We start from the raw sequence: 6,949 nt of genomic DNA, 5'->3' as shown, positions 1-6,949 counted from the left end.
TGACTGGTCAATGATCCGCCAGCAAAATTGATGTTACGGCTTATCGAGAAGAGCGAGTATCAAATCCGCAGTGTCTCACCGCTACAGCACCGCAACAGGGGGGTAGAGGCCGATTAGAGGAACACCCAAACCCCCGCAACAAACAGCAACGAACCGAAGACAAAGGAGACATCTCGGGATCGAATCATCATATCATCAGTTCGTAGCTTGCGGCTTTTCGGATCGCTCAGTGATTGTGAGAACCCCTTCGTCTCCATCGCCTCGACGGTAACTCGAGAGCGTTTGGCGACATTGAATATCAACGGGTAGAATGCCTTGACCGAGAGCTTCAGGAGGTAGAGTAGATATCGCCAGCTCAGTAGCCCCTTCTTTTCCGGCACCTTACTTCGAAGCCGGAAGGAGTTGATGAGCGCGTGGTACTCCTCAACAAGCAGCGGCATCATCCGGTAGCCGTAAGCGATCGCAAACGTGAGCTGTCGCGGTACCCCAAGCCGGAGCATCCCTTGGCTGATCTTTTGTGGACTCATCGCCGAGAAGACCGCCAAACTGATTATCGAAATAATGGTGAGCTTGAGAAAAAACGGCACGACAGCACCGACAGCTTCGACCCCTGCCTGCTGGCTTGACAGTGCCGTGTTGATCCCCGCCCCGACAGCAGCCGCGACAATGCTGCCAGCCTCAACGATCACCGATGGGTCAACTGCGAGGACACCATCGATCAGCTGTGAACTGTTGGCACTGAGGTCTTCCCACCCGGTAACTAAGCCACCCATTGCCGGGACTAGTATGAGAAAAAAGCCGATGTTGGTGAGCTGCCCGAATAGAAGCAACGCAAGCAGATACTTGCTCACCTGCGAAAGTGCCGCGAGGGCGAACGCTGCCGCCAACAGGGTGACCAACGGGAGCGTGTCGTAGAACAACCACGGAATAATCATAAACAGCACTGTCCACAGCAACACCACCCGTGGATCAAACGTGTTCAACAATGCGTCCTCATTGTCGTAGGCCGTCCGCATCAGGTCGACCTTGAGATCCGCAATCGAGATGTCCGTCAGCGCGGTCAGATAGCTCATTGTTCCTCCCCAAGCGTCTGAGTCGTGTTCGACATCCCGGTGTCAGAAGCCGCGTCATCGCCGACTGCGGGTGTACCATCCGACGCTGTGTTCATCCCGATCGCCTCAACCATCGCGTCGGTGGTGAGCACCGGTGTGTCAAACCCAAGCCGATCGCTCAACGCAACCACCTGCGGCTGTCTGAGATCGGCCGCCGCGAGGAGTTCCGCATCGTCGAACACCGCTGCCGGCGGCGCGTCCGCGAGCACGTCTCCCTCGTTGAGCACGATCACCCGATCGGCCCAGCCGGCGACCAGTTGGAGGTCATGCGAGGCGATGACGACCGTTTCGACGTGGCTTTCGGCTTTGCGGAGGATCCCTGTCACCTCCCGGCGGCTCTGAAGATCGAGGCTCCCGGTCGGTTCGTCGAGCAGTACGACTGTTGGGTCGGTCGCTAACCCGATCCCAAGTGAGGCCCGCCGTTGTTGGCCCAGGCTCATCAGTCGCCCGTCGCGGTCGGCTAACTCCTCCAGATCGAGGTACGTCAATATCTCCTCGACACGCCGTTCGACATCGTCTGCACCGCGGTTTTTAAGATAGTAGCCGATATCCTTGCGGACGGTGTCTTCAACGAACATCTCCTCGGGGTTCTGGTGAATGTAGACGGTGTCGTCTGCAAGCTCCTCGGGAAGTGCGTTGTTCGTTTCTTGACCCAGTACAGAGACCGTGCCATCGTCCGGTGACTCAAGACCGGTGAGCAGGCGAAGCAGCGTCGATTTGCCCGAGCCGTTCGCCCCGACAAGCGCGACCCGGTCACCGGCGTACAGATCAAGATCTAACCCATCGAGTACTTGGTTGTATCCCTCACGAAGCGTCGGATAACCATGGCCGACATCACGGAGGGTGACAACAGGCTCACTGGTATGATCTTCAGCGATCTCCTCGCTTGGGCGACTGCGTGATGCCGACTCGGTCGCCCCATCTGTGGCTACTGGTTGTTGTTCGTCTGGCGGCGCGGATTCAGCCCACAATGCGGTTTCTGCCTCATCAACAGTTACCGGATACCGACCATCCGAGACGGTCGCCATCCCGGCGGGCACCGCGTCGGCGATCTGTGTGACCTGTGGCGGATGGATGTTTTCGGCACGCAGATCGTCAAGTCGGTTGAGGCCAACCTGCGCTGGTTCCTTCCAGGCGACACCGCCGCCGGAAACCAACACCATCTCATCGCAGTACTCCGCGATGAACTCCGAGTGGTGTTCGATCACGATGATCGTCTTGTCCCGTTTCTCGTGTAGCCAGCGGAGTCGTTCGTACGCCTCCCGGGCGTTCTGTGGGTCAAGCTGAGCAGCCGGTTCATCAACCACCACGAATTCGGGATCCATCGCAAGCACGCCAGCGAGCGCGACGAGGTGTTGTTGGCCACCGCTGAGCTCCCAGATAAACCGATCTTCAAGCTCGGCGAGGCCGACCATCTCAAGGGCATTCGTGGCCCGTTGCTCGTAGTCGTCGAACCCGTAGTTCAGCGGCGCGAACTCAACGTCGTCTCGCACCGTCTCCTGGACGAGTTGGTTCTCGAAGTCCTGAAACACGTAGCCAACCGTTCGGGAAAGCTCCCCGACATCGGCGTTGCGGGTGTCAGTGCCGTCGACGCGGACGGCCCCGTCAAACGTCCCCTCGAAGAAGTGGGGGATGAGTCCGTTGAACGTTTTACAGAGTGTCGTTTTCCCGCTGCCGTTCCCGCCGACGACAGCGGTAAACTCGCCGGAGTCGATGCGCAGATCCGCCTCTCGGAGCACCGACTCGTCGCCACCGGGGTATTCGAACGTCAGATCGTCAACGATGATGCTGTGTGTGCTCATACAATAAAAAAATCAGCAGCCAGTTAGTTGTCCAGCGAATCCGTCTTGCGCTGACGGTAGGCAACCACGCTGAAGGCGACCACCGCGGCGGCCAGAATCGGGACGAACAGGAACTCTTGACCGTAGGTCTCGACGAACTGCGGGGTGAAGGTAATAAGCCCACCGCTGGTCTCGCTGAACGCCTCGATAACGAAGGCCAGCGGGAGGAACGCTCCCCACGCGAACAGTCGCTTCGCCGAGGAGCGCGTGAACATGGGGCCGTCGCGGGCCTCGACCGGCGTCATCCCCAGCAGGGGTTCGATCTTCCCACGCAGCCGTGGGTAGAGGAAGTACGTCGGAATCGCCCCGAAGATGATCCCGGCAACGATGATCTGGGTGAACGCACCCATCCCCTCGGTCACCCAGACGGTTTCGGGCAGCCATGCGATCGCGTCGAGCTCTTCGACACCAACGTAGAACTTTCCGACATCGATCAGCCACGCACCGATCTCCTCCATCGCCTTTGCGATGAAACCGACCACAGCGATCTGTTTTGGATCCGTCGGATCAGTGATCAGCGACATCGCAAAGAACCACGACAGGGTGATCACGATCAGCCCTTCGACCGTCCCAAGCGCGTTGAAATCGCCGATCAGGATCTCACCGAAGACGGTGATCCCAACCGGGATCGCCAGACACGCCCAGAACGATCGGAACAACAGCGCGACCGACATCGCAACAAACCAAAACGGGCCGATCTGGACGTCTAATACCCCTGAGATACTCGGCAGGAGTTCCGAGATCATACTCTGCAGACCATGCAGCGACATGATGAGGATGAACGCCATCATGTCCCGATGGTCGAAGCTGAACGGGTTGTGTGAGCCAGACGACGTGTAGCTCGCCATGCGGGTACAAACGGTGGTGAATCCCGTTTAAGCGATTATATGAGGCGTCTATCCCGGTTCAAACCAGTTGGGAACGAACAAAATGAAATGATCTTCACATAGTAAAATAAAATCTACATATAAATATATAGCTGTACGCCAACACCTCCTGTCACCGAATGAACGACAACATTGATCCACCACGAAGCGGTGGTCGTCGCTACGACAGCACCGAGTCGACATCGACAACCGCAACGGCTGACCGATCAGCGGCGGCTTCGAGAGCCGGTACCCGTGTGGTCAACTCGTCGGGCGTGTGGCTGTCGGTGCCGAGCACGAACTCAACACCGTGGTCGTGGAAGCAACCAAACAGCTCGGGATCCGGATGAACCTGGTTCAGCGACCGGTTGACCCGGCCGGCGTTGATCTCAGGTACCGTTCGTGAGTCCGCCAACGCGGCAGCGACGCGCTCGTAGTCCGCAGTAGTCGAGAACCCACGAAGGGTAGGTAGTCGCTCAGGTAGATCAAGATGGCCGAGCACGTCGAACAGCTCGGCGTCAACAAGCTCAACAACGGCGTCGTAGTAGCGTTCAACGGCCGTTCGGCGCGTTTCATTATCCGCATCAGCGTACTGTGCGGCAGCAGTGTAGTCATACTGATCGGCAAAGTGGACGCTACCGATAGTGTACGCAAAGTCAGCGGTCGATAGGAATTCTCGGATCGCGTCCGCCTCGCTGGCGACGTAGCTCACCTCCGCAGCGTCGTACAGCGTCAGGCTGGTGTCCTCGCGGGCCGCGTCCACAACCGCCCGACGCTGTTCGTACGTTTCGACAAGATCGAACGTCTCACGACGACCAAAGGCGTCGTCGGTGACGATACAGTGATCGGTGAGTCCGAGCGCGTCAAGCCCTGCCGTTTCGGCCGCATCGATCATCGCAGCCAGCGTCGACCCGTCGGAAAACGCCGTATGAGAGTGGACATCGGTTTGCATCACTCGGCCCCAGACACGTCGTAGAGCTTCTGGCCGTCCAGTTTTGGAACAACGTCACGGCTGTCGAAATCAAGGGCGTACTCGTAGAGATCCGTCCGTTTGATCTGTGGTTTCTTCTCGTATTTGGCCCCCTTCGAATATTCGACCATCTCACGGTAGGTTCTCCGGTGGTGGTCGGTCGGCGACTCCCCGGAGAGATGCCGGGCAATGTACAGTGCACCTGCGATATCCTCGGGTGAGGGCTTCCCGTTGGAGCCAGCAGCGACAAAGTATGTCGGCTCAGTTTGTGCTCGGAGATGCGCTGCCAGCGCGGCACCGTTGGTCAAGCCGCCGACGTAGACCGTGACGGCATCATCGCCGGCCAGTCGGAGATCGGTCACCGCGTTGCCGCCGTTCGTTGAGGTCATCGCTGTTGGGCGGCCCTCGACATCGACATCCTGGACAACGCTCGGCGAATTGAAGAAGTCATAGCCTGGCTCCCCACGGTAGTTGGGCCCGGAGCCGCCGCCGATCTTCGCTCGGGGATGCTCCTGTTGAAACTCTGGTTCCTCGCCGCGGTTTTCGGTGATGTGAATATACTCCGCCCCGTTGGCAAACAGTTCCGGCACAGTCGTTGAAAACTGCGCCACATCAACAACGACGTAGTTGCCGGGATCGGGGTCAGCAGGGATCTGTGATCGTGCAGGGATCATCCGATCGACAGGGATCGGCTCCCTCGGTGAGGCTGCATGCATGCCCATATGCTTTCCAAGATCCGATGTATTACTGTGACTATGAGGGCTATATGCCCCTCTTGAGGGATAGTGAATGGAACGTATCGACACGGCCACAGGAACCAGCGTCTCTTAGGACGCAGAGACGGGTTGAACTGGACTCATGCGTCTATACGTTGAACCAACTACTGACTCGCGGTCGCTCACCTGCGGTGTTTCCGGCGACGCTACGCCGGTCGCAGCCGAACGATCGGCGCGTCTCCAGCATCAATAGCGACGTACAACGCGCCGTCGCGGCCGACGGTCACATCCCGAATCCGTTGTTGGCGGTCGGCCAACAACGGTTCCGCCTCGCGTACCTCATCGCCATCGACCACCAAATGAACAACGCGCTGGGTGACCAACCCACCGACAAAGAGGTCACCCTGCCACTCGGGGAATGCATCACCGTCGTAGAACGTCATCCCGCTCGGGGCAGGGCCGTCCTCCCCACAGGGCCAGCCGAAGACCGGCGCGATCACATCTTCGCGGTCGTCGTGGCTCACGCCGATCGGCTGGCCGGTGCCGTAGGTACAGCCCTCGTCGGCGACCGGCCAGCCGTAGTTGCCGCCGCGTTCGATCCGGTTGATCTCGTCGCCGTCGGACTCGCCGAACTCGCTTTCCCAGATCGCGCCTGTTTCGGGATGGACATCGAGGCCCTGGGCGTTCCGGTGGCCGTAGCTGTAGATCGCATCCCGCGCCTCGGCGTCGCCGACAAAGGGATTGTCTGAAGGGATCGCGCCATCCGGTCGCAGGCGGAGCGTTGTCCCGAGATCGTTGGTTCGGTCTTGGGCGACGTGGTCGGGCCCGAAATTCTTGAACTGGCGATCACCAACGGTCATGTAGAGATACCCCTCAGGCCCGAAGGCGACACGGGAGCCGTAGTGCCCGTTGTCATCGATAAACGGCTCGGCCGTATACAGCCGTTCGAACTCGATCAGCCGGTCGCTGTTGCCCTCGGCGTTCCAGCCACCGTCGCCGGCGAGCCGCCCGCGACCGAGCCGGGTCGTCGTTTCGCCGGTCTCGTTGGCGACGACGTAGGTGAGATAGATCCACTCACCATCGGGATCCCACGTCACATCAAGGAGGCCGCCCTGACCGGCTGTGTCGACGGTGGGGGTGCCGTCGATCGCGGTCGTCGTACCGGCGTCAGGATCGACGCGGCGCAGCCGTCCGGTGTCGCGTTCGGTCACCCACAGCGCGCCGTCGGGGCCACCGACGGCCAGCCCCCATGGATGGGTGAGCCCGTCGACAACCGTTTCGACGGCGAGATCCCCGCGACTCGATTCACCCGCTGGCCCGCCGAGACAGCCGCCAACCGCGCCGATGCCGACCGCGCCAACGGCCGAGAGATAGCTGCGTCGCCACATACACCGCTGTTTGGATCCGGCGGGCAAAACGACACCGTCTCACCAACGACTACATT

Annotated in this window: 6 protein-coding genes; all 6 read right to left on the bottom strand. The window is 59.8% G+C overall.

Features of this window, described 5'->3' with window-relative positions:
* Positions 1 to 113: 113 nt before the first annotated feature.
* Positions 114 to 1,073: an energy-coupling factor transporter transmembrane component T family protein gene (locus DP106_RS01405; protein WP_120082782.1), complete on the bottom strand. Its 960-nt coding sequence runs from the start codon at positions 1,071 to 1,073 to the stop codon at positions 114 to 116.
* Positions 1,070 to 2,914, bottom strand: coding sequence for an ABC transporter ATP-binding protein (locus DP106_RS01400; RefSeq protein ID WP_120082780.1), 1,845 nt, complete (start codon positions 2,912 to 2,914; stop codon positions 1,070 to 1,072). The genes DP106_RS01405 and DP106_RS01400 overlap by 4 nt, the downstream gene beginning before the upstream one ends.
* A 23-nt stretch (positions 2,915 to 2,937) precedes the next feature.
* A complete protein-coding gene (locus DP106_RS01395; protein WP_240625304.1) occupies positions 2,938 to 3,801 on the bottom strand; it encodes a hypothetical protein in 864 nt (287 codons plus the stop codon).
* 199 nt (positions 3,802 to 4,000) lie between these two features.
* The gene (locus DP106_RS01390) at positions 4,001 to 4,771 is read right to left on the bottom strand and encodes a PHP domain-containing protein (RefSeq protein ID WP_120082779.1); all 771 of its coding nucleotides are present in this window, start codon (positions 4,769 to 4,771) and stop codon (positions 4,001 to 4,003) included.
* On the bottom strand, positions 4,771 to 5,511 hold the full coding sequence (locus DP106_RS01385) for a 2-phosphosulfolactate phosphatase (protein WP_120082778.1): 741 nt from the start codon (positions 5,509 to 5,511) through the stop codon (positions 4,771 to 4,773). Before DP106_RS01385 ends, DP106_RS01390 begins: the two co-directional genes overlap by 1 nt.
* A gap of 200 nt (positions 5,512 to 5,711) precedes the next feature.
* A complete protein-coding gene (locus tag DP106_RS01380; RefSeq protein ID WP_120082776.1) occupies positions 5,712 to 6,893 on the bottom strand; it encodes a PQQ-dependent sugar dehydrogenase in 1,182 nt (393 codons plus the stop codon).
* Positions 6,894 to 6,949: the final 56 nt, after the last annotated feature.

Source organism: Halonotius pteroides (assembly GCF_003605635.1).
Classification (GTDB): Archaea; Halobacteriota; Halobacteria; order Halobacteriales; family Haloferacaceae; genus Halonotius; species Halonotius pteroides.
Note: the sequence above shows the minus strand (reverse complement) of the source record. Positions and strands in the feature narration are given on the sequence as shown.